Raw genomic sequence first — 16,946 nt, forward strand, 5'->3', positions numbered from 1 at the left:
TCCGAGACAACAATAACCCGCGCCAGCGTCACGCGGGACCGGTCAGCCGGGGGGACACATGTTAACCGCCACTTACACTCTGGTTGCTCTATCCGTGGAGCAAGCCAAGGTGCGGGTCAGTCTGCAATCGTTCCAGCACCACGTGCGCGCCACGCTGTTGCAGCAGAATAGCCTTACCATCGGGCAACTCGAATATGCGTGCGAGATGCTCAACCGTTTGTACCAAACCTGCAACTGGCGCAAGACGGAAATGTATCTGATACCGGCCATCCGCCAGGCCACCGAGCGGGCCGACCAGTTGATCGAGGAATTGAACCGGTTGAACCAGTCGGCCCTGGGTGAGATCCGCGCCATGCAGGCCCGCATGGGCAGCCTGGCCGACGGCAACGAAGCCCAGGTGGACCAGATCTGCAACAGCATCGACACCTTCTGCGCGGCCCTGCTGGAGCGGCTGGAAAAGGAGGAACTGGAACTGTTCGCCATCGCCCGCAGCGCCATTGGCGGCGACGCCTGGTTCGCCATCGCCAACCAGTTCCTGCTGCATGACGCCAAGCTGGAGGAGGTCAGGCGCGCCCGGCCCCTGACGCTGGCCGACAGCCGGCCCGTCGTCTCCTGGGAGGGCGACGGCAGTCCCGATGACGGCATCGCCATCCCCGCCCTGACCGTGTTGCCGCTGCCCGGACTGGACGCGGAACAGGCTCTGCCACCCCTGTTGCGGCAGTTGCCGGAGCGCCGCCTGCGCCACCGCGTACGCGCCGGCTAGGCCGCCGCGCGAGCAAAATCTGTCTGCTTTGCTATGATGGTGGTTTTAGCCCCCACCAGATAGCAAAGCCCACCATGTTCGAATTCCTCTTTAAGCGCGCGGGCGACAAGCCGGACGACGCTCCGGCGGCCATGGCCGTCGCCGAGCAGGGCGCCGCCGCCGCCCAGAGCGCCGCCCGCCGTGACGAGCAGACCGAACGCGCCCGCGCCCTGAACGGCGATGAAACGGCCGCCGTCGAACTGATACTGCACAGCGAATTTGCCGGCGTACGCCTGGCCGCCGCCGAACACGTGCATTCCCAGCCCCAGCTCGAGCAAGTCTTGCACGCCATGCGCAACACGGACCGCCGGGTCGCCAAGCTGATGCAAGGCCGGCTGGACGCCATCCGCTACCAGCGGGCCGAGCAGGAGAAGGCCCAGGCCTGCATCGCCAGCGCCCAGCGACTGTTGCAAGACGACAAGCTCACGCCCAACCAGGTGGCCGAGCTGGACCGCCAGTGGGCCGTCACGGCCGCCGGTCCCGAGCTGGCCGCCGCCTTCGACGGCGTACGGGCCGCCCTGGCGCAGCGCCTGGAAGCCCAGGTGACCTTGCAGCGTACCATCATCGACGCCCTGGCCGAACTGCGCCGCCTGCCGTCGGCCGCCCTGGCGCCGGCCGACGCGCAAGCCGCGCTGGCCCGGCTGACGGCGGCCCAGGCCACCTTCCTCGCTGCGCCCGAACAGGCCGCCTTGCCCCGGCATTTGCTGAGCGATTACGGCACGGCGCTGGAACAGGCCGGCGCCGTCGTGGCCGAGCTGGAGCAGCACCAGGCCGCCGTGGCGGCCCGCCAGCAGGCATTGGCCGGCTGGCAGGCGGCCGACCCGGCCACGCTGGACGGCGAACAGATACGCCGCGACTGGCAAGCCTTGCCGCGCGTACCGGCCGGCGAACTGGCCACGGCCCTGCAGGCCGGGCTGGACGCTGTGCTGGCCACTCTGCCGGCGCCGGCCGGCAAGCCCGTGCCAGCCCGCCAAGCTGACAAGGCTGAGCAGCCGGCCCAGCCGTCGGCCCGCAAGGCGAACCCGAAAGAGGCGCCCAAGGAGGTCGGCCAGCAGTTCCTCGACACGCTGGCCGCGATGGAAGCGGCGCTCGAGCAGGGCTTGCTGCACGCCGCCTCCGAGCACGACAAATGGCTCAAGGAACACAAGGGCGGGCGCCTGACGCCGGCCCAGTCCGACCGCCTGGCCCACGTGCGGGCCGAACTGAAGCGGCTGGCCAACTGGGCCCGCTGGGGCGGCAACGTGTCGCGCGAGGAACTGGTCAAGGCGGTGGAGGAATTGCCGGCCCTGGGCCTGTCCATGAGCGAGCTGGCCAAGAAGGTGGGCAGCATGCGCGAACGGTGGAAGGGCCTGGACGCCGTGTCCGGCCACGCGCCCAAGAGCCTGTGGGAGCGCTTCGACGCCGCCTGCACGGCCGCCTACGCGCCGGCCGCGGCCCACTTCAAGCATCTGGCCGACGAGCGTCATAACAACGCCGCCAAGGCCCAGGCCCTGATCGAGGAAACCCAGTCCATGGCGGCCAGCGTGCGCGAGGGTGCCGAATGGAAGAACATCGCCGCCGCCGCGCAGCGCCTGCGCCAAGTGTGGGGCCGGCTGGGCGCCATCGACCGCAAGGATAAGAAGAAGCTCGACACCGCCTTCGACCAGGCCCTGGCCCTGCTGCTGGCGCCCCTGTCGGAGCAGCGCGAGATCGAAATGGGCCGGCGCGAACAGCTGATCGCCGACGTGGAACGGCTGCAGCCGGGCGACCGCCACACGCTGGACCAGCTGCGCCACCTGCAGGAACGGTGGCAGGAGCAGGCCAGGGCGCTGCCGCTGGAACGCAAGGCCGAACAGGCCCTGTGGCTGCGCTTCCGGGCCGCCTGCGACGCCATCTTCGCCAAGCGCAAGGAAAGCGCCCACGCGGCCGACCATGAACGCAAGGTCCACCTGCACGCGCGCGAGGACTTGTGCGCGGCGCTGGAAACGGCCACCTTCAGCGGCGAGGAGAAGGCCCAGCTGGCCGCCATGACCAAGCTGCTGCGCGAAACGGCCGCCGCCTGGCACGGCGCCGGCGCGGTGCCGCGCGCCAGCGAACAGAAGATCAGCCAGCGTTACCAGGCAGCCGTGGCGGCCGTCCAGTCGCAGGCCGACGCCATCAAGCGCCGCGCCGGCGCGGCCCAGGCCAATGCGCTGCGCGACAAGCTGCGCCTGTGCCAGGCGCTGGAACAGGCCATCGCCGGCGGCGACGCGCTGGACGGCGCCGAATGGGAAGGGCGCTGGCAAGGCTTGCCGCCGCTGGCGGCCGAGTACGACAAGACGCTGCACGGCCGCCTGGCGGCCGGCCTGGCGGCTTTGGACAGCCAGCGCGGCGCCTACACGGCCACGCTGGAGGCCAACCGCGCCCGCCTGCTGGATGAGGTGCTGCGGCTGGAAATCGTGGCCGGCGTGGACAGCGGCGCCGAGTTTGCGCGCGAGCGCCTGAAGATGCAGGTCGAGGTGCTGCAGTCGTCGCTCAAGTCCGGCCACAAGCCGCAGACCCAGGCCGCCCAGTTCCTGCAGCTGTGCGCCATGCCGGCCCTGGCCGACGCCCGCACGGCCAGCCGTATCGAAACCCTGTTCCGCCGCATCGGCGCGTCGGAGGCGGCATGACGGGCTTTCGCAGCGAAGTGCGCATCCAGCAGGCCGACTTCGACCTGACGGCCGAAGTGGCGGCCCTGCGCGCCGGCCAGGCAGGTGTGGGCGGGCTGGTGACCTTCGTCGGCACGGTGCGCGACCTGAACGAGGGCGCGGCCGTGGCCGAGATGGAGCTGGAACACTATCCGGGCATGACGGAACAGTCGATCTCGGCCATCATCGAGCAGGCCCGCCAACGCTGGCCCATCTTCGGTGCGCTGGTGATCCACCGCGTGGGGCCGCTCAAGCCGATGGAGCAGATCGTGCTGGTGGCCGTCACTTCGGCCCACCGGGGCGAGTCGTTCGCGGCCTGCGAGTTCATCATCGACTACCTGAAGACGGAAGCGCCGTTCTGGAAAAAGGAACAGACGCCGGACGGCGCGCGCTGGGTCGACGCCCGCGTGACGGACGAAACGGCGCTCGATAAATGGCGCATTCGCTAACGTTTGACCTGGATCATTGATTGTTTAAATAATTAGGAGTCTCCTTGAAAACGGACGGCCAAGCCCAACTTGGACGGTAAGTTAAATTATCTGGAGCACTCCCATGCGGCAAGACAAACTCACTACCAAGTTACAAGAAGCCCTGGCCGATGCGCAATCCCTGGCCGTCGGCAACGACAATCCCTACATCGAACCGGTGCACCTGCTGACGGCCCTGCTGAACCAGGACGACGGCGCCGCCCGTTCGATGCTGCAGCGGGCCGGCGTCAACGTCAACGGCCTGGCCAATGCCCTCAAGTCGTCCATCCAGCGCCTGCCCAAGGTGTCGGGCACGGGCGGCGACGTGCAGGTGAGCCGCGAATTCGTGGGCGTGCTCAACCTGGCCGACAAGGAATCGCAGAAGCGGGGCGACCAGTTCGTCTCGAGCGAAATGGTGCTGCTGGCGCTGACGGACGACAAGTCCGACGCCGGCAAGCTGTCGCGCGAGAATGGCCTGACCCGCAAGGCGCTGGAAGCTGCCATCGCCGCCGTCCGTGGCGGCAACAAGGTCGATTCGCAGGAAGCGGAAGGCCAGCGCGAAGCGCTGAAAAAATACACGCTGGACCTGACCGAGCGCGCCCGCGCCGGCAAGCTCGATCCCGTGATCGGGCGCGACGACGAGATCCGCCGCGCCATCCAGGTGCTGCAGCGCCGCACCAAGAACAACCCGGTGCTGATCGGCGAACCGGGCGTGGGCAAGACCGCCATCGTGGAAGGGCTGGCCCAGCGCATCGTCAACAATGAAGTGCCCGATTCGCTCAAGGGCAAGCGCGTGCTGTCGCTCGACATGGCGGCCCTGCTGGCTGGCGCCAAGTACCGCGGCGAGTTCGAGGAACGGCTTAAGGCCGTGCTGAAGGAACTGGCCATGGACGAAGGCCAGACCATCGTCTTCATCGACGAGCTGCACACCATGGTGGGCGCCGGCAAGGCGGAAGGGGCGATGGACGCGGGCAATATGCTGAAACCGGCGCTGGCGCGGGGCGAGCTGCACTGCATGGGCGCCACCACGCTCGACGAATACCGCAAGTACATCGAGAAGGATGCCGCGCTGGAGCGCCGCTTCCAGAAGATCCTGGTCGACGAGCCCACCGTGGAGGCTACCATCGCCATCCTGCGCGGCCTGCAGGACAAGTATGAGCTGCACCACCAGGTGGCCATTTCGGACGCCGCCATCATTGCGGCGGCCGAGCTGTCGCACCGCTACATTACGGACCGCTTCCTGCCCGATAAGGCGATCGACCTGATCGACGAGGCGGCCTCCAAGATCAAGATCGAGATCGACTCCAAGCCGGAGGTGATGGACAAGCTGGAACGGCGCCTGATCCAGCTCAAGATCGAGAAGGAAGCCGTCAAGAAGGAAACGGACGAAGGCTCGCGCCGCCGCCTGGGCCTGATCGAGGAGGAAATCGTCAAGCTGGGCCGCGAGCTGGCCGACTACGAGGAAATCCTGAAGGCCGAGAAGGCCGTGGTGCAGGGCAGTTCCCACATCAAGGAAGAGATCGAGCGCATCAAGCTGCAGATGGAGCAGGCCACGCGCGAGAGCAACTGGCAGCGCGTCTCCGAGCTGCAATACGGCCGCCTGCCGGAGCTGGAAGCGCAGCTCAAGCAGGCCGACAGCGGCGCGGCCGCCGGCAAGGATGGCCAGCCCAAGCTGCTGCGCACCCAGGTCGGGGCCGAGGAGATCGCCGAGGTGGTGTCGCGCGCGACGGGCATCCCCGTGTCGCGCATGATGCAGGGCGAGCGCGACAAGCTGCTGCACATCGAGGAAAAACTGCACGAACGCGTGGTGGGCCAGGACGAAGCCATTTCCGCCGTGGCCGACGCCATCCGCCGCTCGCGCGCCGGCCTGTCGGACCCCAACCGTCCATATGGTTCGTTCATGTTCCTGGGGCCCACGGGCGTGGGCAAGACGGAGCTGAGCAAGGCGCTGGCCGGCTTCCTGTTCGACACGGAAGAGTCGATGATACGGATCGACATGAGCGAGTTCATGGAGAAGCATTCCGTGGCCCGCCTGATCGGCGCGCCGCCCGGCTACGTGGGCTACGACGAGGGCGGCTACCTGACGGAAGCCGTGCGGCGCAAACCGTACAGCGTGATCCTGCTCGACGAGGTGGAGAAGGCCCACCCGGACGTGTTCAACGTGCTGCTGCAGGCGCTCGACGATGGCCGCATGACGGATGGCCAGGGCCGCACGGTGGACTTCAAGAACACGGTCATCATCATGACGTCCAACCTGGGCTCGCATAAGATCCAGTCCATGGAGGATGCCGATCCGGGCGTGATCAAGCTGTCGGTGATGGCCGAGGTACGGTCGCACTTCCGGCCCGAGTTCATTAACCGTATCGACGAGATCGTCGTGTTCCACGGCCTCGACGAGAAGAACATCGGCGCCATCGCCAAGATCCAGCTCAAGATCCTGGAAGACCGCCTGGCCAAGATGGAAATGGCGCTCACGGTCACCCCGGCCGCCCTGCAGAAGATCGCGGAAGCGGGCTACGATCCGGTGTACGGCGCCCGTCCGCTGAAACGGGCGATCCAGCAGCAGATCGAAAATCCGCTGTCCAAGTTGATTCTCCAAGGCAATTTCGGGCCCAAGGAGACGATACGGATCGACGCCCGCAACGGCGAGCTGGTGTTCGAGGCCAACCAGTAAGGCTACCGGTGTAGCGCCAGCCGCCACCCGCCACCCGCCACCCGCGCGCCGGCGCCGGTGGCGGTTTTTTTTACGGCTGCTGGTCGGCAAAGAAGGCCAATGGCGAGCAGCCAAAGGTCTTCTTGAACATGGCGGAAAACGCCGACTGGCTGGTGTAGCCCAATTCCTGGGCCACCAGCAGCAGCGGCGTGCCGCGCGCGATCATGGGCGCGGCGTGCGCCAGCCGCACCTGCTGGCGCCACTGGCCGAAACCCATGCCCAGTTCGCGCTCGAACAGGCGCGCCAGCGTGCGCTCCGAAGCGCCCACCTGGGCGGCCCAATCCTTCAGTGTCAGTTCCGTTCCCGGCGCGGCGATCAGGGCCGCGCACAGGGCCTTGAGCCGCTTGTCCTCCGGCAGCGGCACGCGGATGGGGCGGGTGGCCGAGCGGGCCAGCTCGTCGAGTATCAATTCCCCCAGCAGTGATTCGCGCCTGGACTGTTCGTCCTGGTCATGCTGTTCCAGCGCCACGATCAGTTCGCGCAGCAGGTTCGACACTTCCAGCACCTGGCACAGGTGGCCGGGGAACGGCGAGCGCTCCGCATGCACGCACAGGGGCCGCAGCCGGGTATTTTCCAGCACCGTGATGGCGTGCTCCACGTGTGGCGGTATCCAGATGGCCCGCAGCGGCGGCACGATCCAGCTGCTGGCGTTGGCCGTGACCCGCATCACGCCTTCCAGCGCATATGTCACCTGGCCCCACGGATGGGAGTGGGGCAGCAACGTGGCATCGGCCTGCAGGTTGCGGCCGGACAGGGTGACGGGCCGTTCCGGGGTGGGGAAGTTGCAATGCCAGTTGAACTGGGTGTGGGTGGCGATGGGAATGGCCATGATGGATGGTTGGCGGTTTTTCGACAAAGTTTGTCTTGCTATCTTAAATCAGACGCGCGCCGATTGCTTACACTGGCTTACTTTTTTTGTAACTGGAGCGACAACATGGCTAGCAATACCCACTCCGCCAACCCTGCCAGCCGCGAAGGCGCCGACACGCTGCGGCATGATGCGCGCGTGATCGGGCTGGTGGGCCTGGCGCACGGCACCTCCCACTTTTACCATGTGATCCTGGCCGCCCTGATCCCCTGGCTCAAGCCGGCCTTCCAGCTCAGCTATGCGGAGCTGGGTTTGCTGATGACGGTGTTCTTCACCGTATCCGGGGTAGGGCAGGCCATGGCCGGCTTCGTTGTCGACCGGCTGGGCGCGCGCAGCGTGCTGTTCGGCGGCATCAGCTTGCTGGGCCTGTCCGCGTTGCTGCTGTCGGGCGCGCACAGCTATGCCATGCTGATGCTGGGCGCCTTCGTGGCCGGTTGCGGCAACAGCGTGTTCCATCCGGCCGACTACACCATCCTCAACGAACACGTCACGCGCAGCCGGCTGGCACACGGCTTTTCCGTGCATGCCATTAGCGGCAATATCGGCTGGGCCGTGTCGCCGCTGTTCCTGACCTTTATCGCCAGCCATACCGACTGGCGCACGGCCCTGTTGTGCGCGGCGGCCGTGCCGTGCGCCGTGCTGGCGCTGCTGGTCTGGCAGCGCCACGCGCTGCGCTCCATGCCGGCCGCTGCCGCCGTGTCGGGCGCGGCGACGGAAAGCTCGTTCGCCTTCCTGCGCCTGCGTGTGGTGTGGCTGTGCTTCGCCTTCTTCCTCATTTCCGCCGTCGCACTGGCCGGCATCCAGTCGTTCGCCGTCACCAGTCTGGTGACCTTGTACGGCATGCCGCTGGCCTGGGCCGCGTCCGGCTACACGGCCTACATGGTGGCGTCGGCGTTCGGCACCTTGTATGGCGGCTTCCTGGGGGCGGGATCGGTGCGCCATGAACGGGCCATCATGCTGGCCTTCGGGCTGGCCGCGTTGCTGGCGCTGGTGCTGGCCACGGCCGCCTTGCCGGGCTGGGCGGCCTTGGTGCTGATGGGGCTGATCGGCCTGGTGACAGGGGTGGCCGGTCCCTCGCGCGACCTGATGATACGGAGCGCGGCGCCGGCCCATGCCACGGGGCGCGTGTTCGGCGTGGTCTATTCGGGCCTGGACAGCGGCCTGGCCCTGGGCCCGCTGCTGTTCGGCGCCTTGATGGACGGCGGCCATCCGGCCGGCGTGTTCGTCGGCATCGCCGTGTTCCAGGCGCTGGTGATCGTCACGGCGCTGGGCGTGGGCGGCCAGGTTCGCCCGCCGCGCTTGCAAACGGCTTAGAATGGTCGCCATCTTAACTACCCTGTGGAAATGACGATGAGTTTTGCAACCACCGATCTGTGCGACGACAATGCCGCCATGCTGGAAGACGGCCGCCTGGCCGTGCTGCCGCCCGTGTTCCGCCATTACGGCCAGCATGTGCGCTTTGCCGGACGCGCTACCACCCTCAAGGTATTCGAGGACAACGCCCTGGTGCGCAGCACGCTGGAGACGCCGGGCAACGGCAACGTGCTGGTGATCGACGGCGGGGCCAGCCTGCGCCGCGCGCTGGTGGGCGGCCAGCTGGGGCTGCTGGCCCAGGACAACGGCTGGGCCGGCATCGTGGTCGATGGCTGCATCCGCGATACGGATGAAATCAACGCCTGCGCCATCGGGGTGCGGGCGCTGGGCGCCCATCCGCAAAAGAGCAGCAAGCGGGGCGCGGGCGAGCGCGATATCCGGGTCCAGATCGCCGGCGTGACCGTTCATCCGGGCGACTGGATCTACGTGGATGCGGACGGCGTGCTTGTGGCGCAACAAAAACTGGCGTAAGGCATCCATCTTGGTCTTGCCGCCCAACAAGCCTCAACGGCTGGTGGGGCGGTAAGCTCCGTCCAGGGCTGCTGGCCCGTTGATTCCCACTATCTTTTCACTAGGCGAGAAGTGCGTTTCATATTGCGAAATGCAGTGTGGATTTGCGGCATCATCTGCTTTCATGAGAAGAAATTTCATGTCACATCCTGAAAAAATTTTATTAAGCCATTGATTTTTAGTGGATTTATTTTGCTTATGTGTCTTATATAAGAGTATTGTTGCGTGGCACAAAAGGGCCTATGATGGTTTTAACGGATTTCGTTTTAACGCTAGTACGCAAATAGGAGAACACCATGGCAACCCGTGAAGAGCAAATCGCCGCCCTGCAACACGACTGGGACACCAATCCACGCTGGCAAGGCGTGACCCGCACTTACAGCGCGGAAGACGTGGTGCGACTGCGCGGATCGCTGCAGATCGAGCACACGCTGGCCAAGCGCGGCGCCGAGAAACTGTGGCAGCTGGTGACCACCGAGCCCTTCGTCAACGCTCTCGGCGCGCTGACGGGCAACCAAGCCATGCAGCAGGTGAAAGCGGGCCTGAAAGCGATTTACCTGTCGGGCTGGCAAGTGGCGGGCGACGCCAACCTGGCCGGCGAAATGTATCCCGACCAGTCCCTGTACCCGGCCAATTCCGTGCCCATGGTGGTCAAGCGCATCAACAACACCTTCCAGCGCGCGGACCAGATCCAATGGTCCGAAGGCAAGAACGACATCGACTATTTCGCCCCTATCGTGGCCGATGCGGAAGCCGGTTTCGGCGGCGTGCTGAACGCCTATGAACTGATGAAGTCGATGATAGACGCGGGCGCGGCCGGCGTGCACTTCGAGGACCAGCTGGCGTCCGTCAAGAAATGCGGCCACATGGGCGGCAAGGTGCTGGTGCCGACCCGCGAAGCGGTGGAAAAGCTGACGGCGGCCCGCCTGGCGGCCGACGTGATGGGTACCTCCACCCTCGTGATCGCCCGCACGGACGCGGAAGCGGCCGACCTGCTGACGTCGGACGTGGACGACAACGACAAACCCTACTGCACCGGCGAGCGGACGGTGGAAGGCTTCTACAAGGTCAAGCCGGGCCTGGAGCAAGCCATCTCGCGCGCGCTGGCGTACGCGCCGTATGCCGACCTCGTGTGGTGCGAGACGGGCAAGCCGGACCTGGCCTTCGCCAAGCGCTTCGCCGAAGCCGTGCATGCCAAGTTCCCGGGCAAGATGCTGGCCTACAATTGCTCGCCCTCGTTCAACTGGAAGAAGAACCTGGACGACGCCACCATCGCCAAGTTCCAGCGCGAGCTGGGCGCCATGGGTTACAAGTTCCAGTTCATCACGCTGGCCGGCTTCCACGCGCTCAACTACGGCATGTTCAACCTGGCCCATGGTTACGCGCGGCGCCAGATGTCGGCCTTCGTCGAATTGCAGGAAGCGGAATTTGCCGCCGCCGAGCGGGGCTTCACGGCCGTCAAGCACCAGCGTGAAGTGGGCACCGGCTATTTCGACGCCGTGACCCAATGCATCCAGAACGGCCAGAGTTCGACGACGGCCCTGCATGGCTCGACGGAAGATGAGCAATTCTTCGACGCCAAGAAAGTCGCCTGACCGGCAGGCGGGTAGGGCGCAAAAAAATGGGGACGTACCCCATTTTCTAGAAAATGGGGTACGTCCCCATTTTTTTGCAAGGAAGAAGCCGCGGGGGACGCGTGGGCCTGCCGCGGCTTGGGACGGGCGCGCCGTCAAGGCTGGGGCAGGTGCTGCTTCAGACGCTGCTGGAATACGTCGGCATCGTCGATGGTGGCCATGTCGTCGTCCACTTCCACCATGTGGGTCTTGTGGCCGGGCGCGAACGTTACCGTCGCCTGTACCCCGTTCCTGGTCTCGGACAGGGCGTGGCCCTGGACGGCGCCCAGGATGTTGCCGCTGTCATCGGTCACTATCGTCATCTTCATGACATCCCCCCGCCTTGCAGATTGTGGAAGCAGCCGCCGGCGCCCAGGTTGTGGATGTCGACGAAGTAGGTGGCCACGCCATTGTTGTCCTTGCGCTTGCGTTGCTGGTCGGCCAGGTGGACCGCGCCCAGGTTGGGCGTCTTGACATCGGCCGATGCGAACTGCGTGCCGTGGTCGTCGCCGTAGCTGTAGCTCCAGAACGCGGTCTGCCCGGGCGACAGGAAGGTCAGCGGACCGACATTGTTGAATGCCATAATATCCTCCATTTAAAAAGCCTTGCTTGCGAGTGCAGCCTGGCTGTTTCATCTTAATCAACGCGGCCGGGCCCGCTTTGACGCAATCGGCATTCCCATGCGTGGCGACCGGCGGCGCGAGCGTTTTTTTGGCGTCCCCGCCGTTCTGGTGGATAATGCTGCTTATTACGCGCCGTCATGCGCGTCCCGCCCTCGCGCCGGACGCCGCCCGCGCGGCCCCCAGCCGCCGCCGCACCGCCCACCTATTTGAGGAATTACCAAGCTTATGTTGAGTTACCGCCACGCCTTCCACGCGGGGAATCACGCCGACGTGCTGAAGCACTTTGTGATGATCCAGTTGCTGCAGTATCTGAACCAGAAAGATACGGCCTACAGCTACATCGATACCCACTCCGGCGCCGGCGTGTACGCGCTCGACGGTGGCTACGCGTCCAAGAACGCCGAGTTCGAAACGGGCATCGGCCCCCTGTGGGACCGCACCGACCTGCCCGCGCCGCTGAAAGAGTATGTGGACTTGATCAAGGAAATGAACCCCAGCGGCAAGATGCGCTACTACCCCGGCTCGCCATACTGCGCCGACCAGGTGGCGCGCGAGCAGGACCGTTTGCGCCTGTTCGAGCTGCACCCGGCCGACGCCAAGATCCTGGCCGATAATTTCCGCAAGGTGGAAGCCCACGCGGCCGCCCAGGGCGTGCGTCCCACCACGCGCGGCAAGCGCGTCCTTATCACCAAGGGCGACGGCTTCCAGGGTCTGAAGGCCTTGCTGCCGCCGCCGTCGCGCCGCGGCCTGGTGCTGTGCGATCCGCCGTACGAAGACAAGATGGACTACCGCAAGGTCAAGGATATGCTGGCCGATGCGCTGGGGCGTTTCCCCACCGGCACCTATGCCGTCTGGTATCCGGTGCTGCAACGGATGGAGTCGCGCCAGTTCGCCGACAAGCTCAAGCAGCTGCCCGCGTCCGACTGGCTCAACGTCACGCTGACCATCAACACGCCCATGCCGGACGGCTTCGGCCTGCATAGCAGCGGCATGTTCATCCTCAATCCGCCCTACACGCTGGAGCCGATGCTGAAGGAAGTGATGCCCTACCTGGTCAAGGTGCTGGGCAAGGATGAGGGGGCCAAGTTCGTGCTCGAAAGCGGTACGCCGACCTCGGGCCGTGGCGCGCAGTCGGGCGCCCGCAGCGCACCGGCGGACGCGCGCGGCGCGCAGGCAGGCGGGCGCGGCGCGCAAACGGGCGCACGCGCCCAGGTAGGCAGTTTGCGCGGCGCCCAGACCGGGCCACGCGCACCCGTGGGCAGTCTGCGCGGCGCCCAGACCGGCCCGCGCGGGGCGCCATCGGATGCACGTGGCGCGCAGGGCGGTGCCCGTGGCGCGCAAGCGGCCGGACGCGGCCCGCGCGAGCAGGAAGCCGATCCGCGCGGCATTCAGACCGACGCCGGCGCGCCCAAGGCCGGCGTGCGCGGCCCGGCGACGGCTGCGCGCAACAGTGGTACCCGCAAGGGTTGAATTAATCCAATAAAATATTGTCAAGACTATACGGCTGGGTATAGTCTTATATCAACGGGTACGTTGCAATGACGTACCCGCCGGGCTTTGCCGCGGTCCCGCCGCGGCCTCCAGTGCTGATCTGAGGTATGTCCATGACCTTGTTGCAGCCAGCCGCCGCCGTATCGCCGATCGCCAACAATTTCTTCCTGGCGCGCCAACCCATCCTCAACCGGCAACAACGCCTGGTTGCCTACGAATTACTGTTCCGTACGGCGGCCGGACGCAACGATGCCTGTTTCACCGACCACACGGAAGCGACCGCCACCGTGATCGCCCACGCCTCCGAACTGGGCATGGGCAGGGTGGTGGGCGACCAGATGGCTTACGTGAACGTCGATACGGTGGGCCTGATGAGCGACTTCATCAACTTCCTGCCCACCGACAAGGTGATCCTGGAAATCCTCGAGTCCGTCAAGGCCACGCCGGAAGTGCTGGAGCGGGTGCAGGAGCTCAAGCAGGCCGGCTTCAAGTTCGCGCTCGACGATGTGGTGGCCGAGTCGGACGACGTGCGCAAGCTGCAACCGCTGTGCGACGTGATCAAGATCGACATCAAGGATGTGCGGCCGGGCGCGTTGGCGGCCCTCACGCGGGGGCTGCGCCACCCCAGGCAGAAGCTGCTGGCCGAAAAAGTGGAGACGATGGCGGAGTTCCAGCAATGCCTGGCGCTCGGTTTCGAGTACTTCCAGGGTTATTACTTCGCCCGCCCCGTCATCCTCAGCGGCAAGAAGATCGCGCCGTCCCAGCTGACTATCCTGCACTTGCTGGACCTGCTCAGCCAGGATGCGGACACCCAGGTCATCGAACGCAGCGTCAAGCATGACGCGCTCATCACCCTCAACCTGCTGCGGCTGGTGAACACGCCGGCCGTGGGCGCCCGCTACCGCATCAATTCCGTCGGCCACGCGCTGATCGTGCTGGGGCGGCGCCAGTTGCAGCGCTGGCTGCAGATTCTGCTGTACGTGAAATCGAGCCAGCAGCAGGAATTCACGTCGCCGCTGCTGCAGCTGGCCACCACGCGTGGCAAGACCATTGAACTGCTGATGGAAAAGCTGCGCCCCGGCCAGCGCGTGTGCGCCGACATCGGCTTCACGGTGGGCGTCATGTCGCTGATGGATACGCTGTTCTCGATCCACATGAACGATGTGCTCAACAGCGTCAACGTGCTGGACGACGTGCGCGCCGCCTTGCTGCACCACAGCGGCGACTATGGCAGCATGCTGAGCCTGATCGAGCACCTGGAGACGGACAGCGACGGCAAGCAGCTGAGCCGCATGCTGCACGCGTTGAATCTGTCGCCATCGGAGCTGTATGCGATCCAGCTGGCCGCCTTCGACTGGGTCAACGACTACGCCCACGGCATGCAATAGGGACAGGGCCGAGTAAGCCCACAGCGATGCGCGCCCACCGCCGGCCGATGCCGGTATTCCACTTATCGTCCTGATAAGTCACTTGCATCATGGCATGGATGATGCTTATCCCTCCTGTGCCAAAAGCTGTTTCCGCGCTAACTTCCAGCCCCTTGCCATCAGCATCGGGGACTGATCAGACCAGCAGAGCATCTCTTTCGTTCTACATGCTTGCCTGTGGTGCATAAGCTGCACACTTCGGTGCACGTGATACTCGATAGAGCCCTGGTTCGCATGTCCAGGCTCAGTCGCGATTCGATGAAGACATGCCACTTTCAGGAGTCTGCTTTTGGATAGTCCCATGACATATGTGGCCGCCAGTGCGGGTTTCGATTTCCGAATTTCACTAGAGGGCACGCCTATGGATATGTATCCTGCTTTTCCGGTCGACCGCTTCCTGCCGTACATGCCCGACGTGGGCAAGTGCGAGCGCTCGCTCCATGAGCTCAATCTGATGTGGCGCATGATCGAAGCTTCTGCCAAGATGAACTGTCCGGCCGAAGCGCGGATGATCTTGCCCACCATGACGGCCACGCGCGCCGGCATCAGCCAGCTGGAGCAGGACCTGATCACCAGCCTGGCACGGGAAAAGACCAACACGGTGCTGGCGGAATTGGCGACCAAGTCGCGCTACATCATCGAGATCGTGGTGCGCAACCTGTATGAGCGCACGGCCGATGTCGGCTTCCTGGCGACCGACCACGAACTGTGTTCCTTCGTCGCCGGATTGAGCGGCGACGCCGCGGCGATCCGGCAGCGCCTGCGTTCCTATCGCAGCAAATATACCGTGTACGATGAAGTCATGTTGCTGGCGCCCGATGGCACGGTGCTGGCGCAGATCGACGACGCCGGGCCGCTGGCGCGCAGCCAGGACCCGTTGATCGCCGCCACCCTCGCCAGCGACGGCTATATCGAGACCTTCCGCGCCAGCGACCTGCGCCCCGGACAGCGCGAGGCCCTGATTTATTCGCGCCGCATGCATCACCCGGCGACAGGTGAAATCATCGGCGTGCTGTGTCTGTGTTTCCGGTTCGAAGAGGAGATGGGGCGCATTTTCCGGACCCACCGCGACCACTCGGGGCGCTCCATCATGCTGCTGCTGGATGCCGACGACCGGGTGATCGCCAGCGCCGATCCGCTCTGGGTGCCACTGGGCGTCCAGGTGCCGGTCAACCGGCACGCGACGCCAGCCCTGATGAAGTACGCGGGCCGTGATTATCTGCTGCGCACGGCGGACTCGGCCGGCTATCAGGGGTATCCGGGGCCTGCTGGCTGGCAAGGCCAGGTGATGATACCGGTCGACGTCGCTTTCGGCCGCGCGGACAGCGAAGTGCTGGCCGGCCTGGCGCCGGAATGGGCGGATGGCCTGTTGTCCCATGCGCACACGTTTTGTCCGCCGTTGCACGAGATTGTCGGCGCGGCCGACATGATACGGCGGGTGGTATGGAACGGGCAGGTCATGAGTGCCGGCCAGGACGGCGACCTGGCCCGGCTGCAGAGCGTGCTGGAGCAAATCAGCGAGACTGGCGCGCTCAGCGATGCCTTGTTCTCCCGTTCGATCGGCGAGCTGTTCGAGACGGTGCTGGCGTCGGGGTTGCGCGATGCGGAATTCGCGTCGCACCTGATGGTCGATCTGCTGGACCGCAACCTGTACGAACGGGCCAACGATTGCCGCTGGTGGGCGCTGTCGCCAGAACTGGCGGCGCTATTGGCGGGCGAGCTGCCGGACCGCGGCGCGCGCATGGCGCGCATACTGGCGTACATTCATGGCCTGTACACCGTCTATTCCTCGTTGCTGGTGTACGACCACGAGGGGCGCATCATCGCCAGTTCCGGCCCCTGCGACGCGGCCATGATCGATGCCGAGGCGCTGGCGGCCGTCAAGCGGCTGCGCACGGAGCAGGAATACCACGTGACGCCATTTGTGGCGTCGGCCCTGTACGACGGCAAGCCGACTTATGTCTATCATGCCGCGCTGCGCGCGCCCGGCGGCGCCCGGCCGGTGATAGGCGGCATTGCGATCGTGTTCGACGCGGCCACTGAATTTGACGCCATGTTGCGCGGCACCCTGGGGGAGCAGGCCGGCTTGCATGGCTACTTCCTCGACCGTTCGGGCGCCATCATCGCCAGCACCGACCCGGCCCGGCCGGTCGGCGCCCGTTTCGAGATCGCACCGCATCTGGCGGCGATGGAAAATGGCCATAGCGGTTCCTGCTTGCTGACGCACGATGGGCATTACGCGCTGATGGGTTGCACGGTTTCGCATGGTTATCGCGAATTCAAGGTGACGGACGGCTATCCAGCCGACGTCGTGGCCGTGGTGGTGGAATCATTTGGTGTCGTCAAGGATGGCTTGCCGGCCCGCCTGGTCCCGGCGCCTGCGCGCAAGGTGGCGGTGGGGGCGGGGAAG

Annotated in this window: 14 protein-coding genes; 10 read left to right on the top strand and 4 right to left on the bottom strand. The window is 65.6% G+C overall.

Annotated elements, in window-relative coordinates; all coding sequences use genetic code 11:
- Positions 1-58: 58 nt before the first annotated feature.
- The 4 genes from AC3WOS_RS23140 to clpB all read left to right on the top strand — a co-directional run bounded on the left by AC3WOS_RS23140 (position 59) and on the right by clpB (position 6,591).
- Positions 59-763 carry a hypothetical protein gene (locus AC3WOS_RS23140; RefSeq protein WP_492718939.1) on the top strand — a complete coding sequence of 235 codons (705 nt, stop codon included), beginning with the start codon at positions 59-61 and terminating at the stop codon, positions 761-763.
- A 74-nt stretch (positions 764-837) separates the two neighbouring features.
- Positions 838-3,432 carry a DUF349 domain-containing protein gene (locus AC3WOS_RS23145; protein WP_492718941.1) on the top strand — a complete coding sequence of 865 codons (2,595 nt, stop codon included), beginning with the start codon at positions 838-840 and terminating at the stop codon, positions 3,430-3,432.
- A complete protein-coding gene (locus tag AC3WOS_RS23150; RefSeq protein WP_492718942.1) occupies positions 3,429-3,899 on the top strand; it encodes a molybdenum cofactor biosynthesis protein MoaE in 471 nt (156 codons plus the stop codon). The genes AC3WOS_RS23145 and AC3WOS_RS23150 overlap by 4 nt, the downstream gene beginning before the upstream one ends.
- A gap of 103 nt (positions 3,900-4,002) precedes the next feature.
- A complete protein-coding gene (gene clpB, locus AC3WOS_RS23155) occupies positions 4,003-6,591 on the top strand; it encodes an ATP-dependent chaperone ClpB (RefSeq protein WP_492718944.1) in 2,589 nt (862 codons plus the stop codon).
- 70 nt (positions 6,592-6,661) lie between these two features.
- On the opposite strand, the gene AC3WOS_RS23160 is transcribed toward clpB, so the two are convergent.
- Positions 6,662-7,459 (bottom strand): AraC family transcriptional regulator, encoded by a 798-nt coding sequence (locus AC3WOS_RS23160; protein ID WP_492718946.1) that lies wholly within the window; start codon positions 7,457-7,459, stop codon positions 6,662-6,664.
- A gap of 105 nt (positions 7,460-7,564) precedes the next feature.
- Between AC3WOS_RS23160 and AC3WOS_RS23165 the strand changes: the two genes are divergently transcribed.
- Together AC3WOS_RS23165 and rraA are read left to right on the top strand one after the other, a co-directional pair.
- A complete protein-coding gene (locus tag AC3WOS_RS23165) occupies positions 7,565-8,812 on the top strand; it encodes an MFS transporter (RefSeq protein WP_492718947.1) in 1,248 nt (415 codons plus the stop codon).
- A gap of 36 nt (positions 8,813-8,848) precedes the next feature.
- The gene (gene rraA / locus AC3WOS_RS23170; RefSeq protein ID WP_492718948.1) at positions 8,849-9,343 is read left to right on the top strand and encodes a ribonuclease E activity regulator RraA; all 495 of its coding nucleotides are present in this window, start codon (positions 8,849-8,851) and stop codon (positions 9,341-9,343) included.
- A 33-nt stretch (positions 9,344-9,376) separates the two neighbouring features.
- Here rraA and AC3WOS_RS23175 read toward each other — a convergent pair whose 3' ends face one another.
- Entirely contained in the window at positions 9,377-9,523 is a 147-nt protein-coding gene (locus AC3WOS_RS23175) for a hypothetical protein (protein ID WP_492718950.1), read from the bottom strand.
- 155 nt (positions 9,524-9,678) lie between these two features.
- Between AC3WOS_RS23175 and aceA the strand changes: the two genes are divergently transcribed.
- Positions 9,679-10,977 carry an isocitrate lyase gene (aceA, locus tag AC3WOS_RS23180; protein WP_492718951.1) on the top strand — a complete coding sequence of 433 codons (1,299 nt, stop codon included), beginning with the start codon at positions 9,679-9,681 and terminating at the stop codon, positions 10,975-10,977.
- 134 nt (positions 10,978-11,111) lie between these two features.
- Here aceA and AC3WOS_RS23185 read toward each other — a convergent pair whose 3' ends face one another.
- The gene (locus AC3WOS_RS23185; protein ID WP_492718953.1) at positions 11,112-11,324 is read right to left on the bottom strand and encodes a hypothetical protein; all 213 of its coding nucleotides are present in this window, start codon (positions 11,322-11,324) and stop codon (positions 11,112-11,114) included.
- The gene (locus tag AC3WOS_RS23190; protein ID WP_492718955.1) at positions 11,321-11,578 is read right to left on the bottom strand and encodes a hypothetical protein; all 258 of its coding nucleotides are present in this window, start codon (positions 11,576-11,578) and stop codon (positions 11,321-11,323) included. Before AC3WOS_RS23190 ends, AC3WOS_RS23185 begins: the two co-directional genes overlap by 4 nt.
- A 265-nt stretch (positions 11,579-11,843) precedes the next feature.
- Between AC3WOS_RS23190 and AC3WOS_RS23195 the strand changes: the two genes are divergently transcribed.
- From AC3WOS_RS23195 to AC3WOS_RS23205, 3 genes are all read left to right on the top strand, one after another.
- The gene (locus tag AC3WOS_RS23195; RefSeq protein WP_492718956.1) at positions 11,844-13,088 is read left to right on the top strand and encodes a 23S rRNA (adenine(2030)-N(6))-methyltransferase RlmJ; all 1,245 of its coding nucleotides are present in this window, start codon (positions 11,844-11,846) and stop codon (positions 13,086-13,088) included.
- 134 nt (positions 13,089-13,222) lie between these two features.
- A complete protein-coding gene (locus tag AC3WOS_RS23200) occupies positions 13,223-14,497 on the top strand; it encodes an EAL and HDOD domain-containing protein (RefSeq protein WP_492718957.1) in 1,275 nt (424 codons plus the stop codon).
- 400 nt (positions 14,498-14,897) lie between these two features.
- Positions 14,898-16,946 (top strand): cache domain-containing protein (locus AC3WOS_RS23205; protein WP_492718958.1); only part of this gene is annotated, 2,049 nt, incomplete at its 3' end.

The sequence above is a fragment of the Rugamonas sp. FW305-51 genome (assembly GCF_058786935.1).

Bases quoted from the DNA above. Each gene is read 5' to 3' on its own strand.
- AC3WOS_RS23140 (WP_492718939.1), top strand. From the start codon at position 59: ATGTTAACCGCCACTTACACTCTGGTTGCTCTATCCGTGGAGCAAGCC.
- AC3WOS_RS23145 (WP_492718941.1), top strand. From the start codon at position 838: ATGTTCGAATTCCTCTTTAAGCGCGCGGGCGACAAGCCGGACGACGCT.
- AC3WOS_RS23150 (WP_492718942.1), top strand. From the start codon at position 3,429: ATGACGGGCTTTCGCAGCGAAGTGCGCATCCAGCAGGCCGACTTCGAC.
- clpB (WP_492718944.1), top strand. From the start codon at position 4,003: ATGCGGCAAGACAAACTCACTACCAAGTTACAAGAAGCCCTGGCCGAT.
- AC3WOS_RS23160 (WP_492718946.1), bottom strand. From the start codon at position 7,459: ATGGCCATTCCCATCGCCACCCACACCCAGTTCAACTGGCATTGCAAC.
- AC3WOS_RS23165 (WP_492718947.1), top strand. From the start codon at position 7,565: ATGGCTAGCAATACCCACTCCGCCAACCCTGCCAGCCGCGAAGGCGCC.
- rraA (WP_492718948.1), top strand. From the start codon at position 8,849: ATGAGTTTTGCAACCACCGATCTGTGCGACGACAATGCCGCCATGCTG.
- AC3WOS_RS23175 (WP_492718950.1), bottom strand. From the start codon at position 9,523: ATGAAATTTCTTCTCATGAAAGCAGATGATGCCGCAAATCCACACTGC.
- aceA (WP_492718951.1), top strand. From the start codon at position 9,679: ATGGCAACCCGTGAAGAGCAAATCGCCGCCCTGCAACACGACTGGGAC.
- AC3WOS_RS23185 (WP_492718953.1), bottom strand. From the start codon at position 11,324: ATGAAGATGACGATAGTGACCGATGACAGCGGCAACATCCTGGGCGCC.
- AC3WOS_RS23190 (WP_492718955.1), bottom strand. From the start codon at position 11,578: ATGGCATTCAACAATGTCGGTCCGCTGACCTTCCTGTCGCCCGGGCAG.
- AC3WOS_RS23195 (WP_492718956.1), top strand. From the start codon at position 11,844: ATGTTGAGTTACCGCCACGCCTTCCACGCGGGGAATCACGCCGACGTG.
- AC3WOS_RS23200 (WP_492718957.1), top strand. From the start codon at position 13,223: ATGACCTTGTTGCAGCCAGCCGCCGCCGTATCGCCGATCGCCAACAAT.